The sequence below is a fragment of the Metabacillus herbersteinensis genome, from assembly GCF_042433335.1.
Lineage (GTDB): Bacteria > Bacillota > Bacilli > Bacillales > Bacillaceae > Metabacillus > Metabacillus herbersteinensis.
Genome location: NZ_JBHLVO010000077.1, coordinates 1 through 1,832 on the forward strand (window position 1 = coordinate 1; position 1,832 = coordinate 1,832).

At 39.9% G+C, this 1,832-nt stretch carries 1 protein-coding gene; it reads right to left on the reverse strand.

Translation table 11 applies throughout. From position 1 onward, the window contains the following. Positions 1–444 precede the first annotated feature (444 nt). On the reverse strand, positions 445–1,719 hold the full coding sequence (locus ACFFIX_RS27680) for an IS110 family RNA-guided transposase (RefSeq protein ID WP_378939873.1): 1,275 nt from the start codon (positions 1,717–1,719) through the stop codon (positions 445–447). Between the last annotated feature and the right edge of the window lie 113 nt (positions 1,720–1,832).

Genomic DNA, 1,832 nt, shown 5'->3' on the forward strand with positions numbered 1-1,832 from the left:
AACTCCCTCAGTTAGATACATTTATCTCTCGAATGCTCACTTATTCGCAGGATTTCAAACCACTTGATAGAACAATAATGGATGAATGAAGTGAGTTTTAATAGGTTTGGCTACATGAAGGCGTGCGGAAATAGAGGAGTAAGTAGTAAACTCCAACTTTTACCATATAATGCACGTATTCTCCACGCCGCCCCTGGAGGCTGTCCCTCCCATGTCTCAACGGGTCTAAGCCCTCTCATTCCTTCGTCATGCCTATCCAAGGGGTGGAGGCCGGTTTTGCTAACGGAACGGGTCGATGCCCTTTGGTTTAACACATCCAGTACTCCGTGCTTTCTTTGAGATCCTACGAATAAGCCAACATTCGATAAAATACTAATCTAAATATTAACTACTAGTTATATACTCTGATATATTCGCTTTGAAGAGAATTTAGCAAAGGCTCAATTATGCTGCTATTGGTGTTAAAGGTTGTACTTTTTCGGGACAATAGGACTCATTACGTCGGACCATACCAACTAATATTCTTGCAAGCTTACCAATCAGTTTCATAATTGATTTCATTTTCTTCATTTTTTTCACTTTAACATTGCTGGAGTGAAGCTCCTTGAACTCAGGGTTGTTCATGACAAGACTCATTGTCGCTAAGTACAAGAATCGCCGTAGACGAGATCTCCCACGTTTTGAGAGGACAATTTGTCCTTTCCATTTACCCGAGCTTGCCTCTGCTAGATGTAATCCTCCATGTCGTAATAGAGAGTTACCATGGGCGAATCCACTTAAATCTCCAGCTTCCCCTAAAATTCCAGCTAAAGAGATTTCACTTATCCCTTTAATAGCGAGCAGTTTCTGTGCGAAAGGAATTTGTTGAAGCACGTTAGTGACTTCTTGTTCCACTCTTTCGAGTTGCGTTGTAGCGAGATCAAATTCTTCAAGTAATTGTTCCAGGTGTAGTTTATAAGCATCATGTGCTTGTTGGTTACCAACAGAACGTTTGGCTAATTCAATTAATGATTGGGCTTTTTTATATCCAGCGTGTCGCTTCATGAGTGATTTCCAACCTTTAATGATATCTTGGGCTTCCATAGAACGTAACTCGGTTGGTGTAGGGAATAGGCGGAGGGTTGCGATTGCACCTTTCCCTTTTACGTCTTTAAAGACTTGTCGCATCTCAGGGAAAACAACATCTACCCAACGATTTATTTGATTGATTGAACTGACGAGTCGTTTAACGATCACGTCACGGTTAGACATAAGTACCCGAAGTTTTTCGAAAGCCTCTGAAGTTGGGCGAATAAAGGCGTAGTAGCCATTCTTCACCATATCAGCGATGACGAGAGCGTCTTTTTTATCACTTTTGGATTGGGTATTATCTCGATTTTCTTTATTCTTTTTTACAAGATGAGGATTAACTGTAACTACATCAATGGTTTGTTCGTATAGCCATTTTGATAGGTTAATCCAGTAATGTCCGGTAGGCTCCATACCAACTATTGCTGTGTCAAAATTTTTTATAGTTTTTAACCGGTTAATCCATTCTAGTAACCTAGTAAAGCCCTCTTCATTATTTTCAAAAGAGAGAGGGTCACCGACCACAATACCACGGAAATTTACAGCTCGAGCTACATGGACTTGTTGTGCAATATCCACTCCGACCACAAGATGGCGGTCTGAGATTCTTTCAATAAGTTGATTTTGTTTTTCTTGCATTTTATACTTCATAGTAGAGCTTCCTCCTTAAGATTTTGAGTTTAGAGTGGTTTCTATATTCAATCTTACTGAGGAGCTCTTTTTTTATCAAAGTCAATAATTAACTCTCTACAGGAATGCTAACG

Excerpts from the sequence above, each read along its gene's own strand:
- ACFFIX_RS27680 (WP_378939873.1), bottom strand. The coding sequence starts at position 1,719 with ATGAAGTATAAAATGCAAGAAAAACAAAATCAACTTATTGAAAGAATC.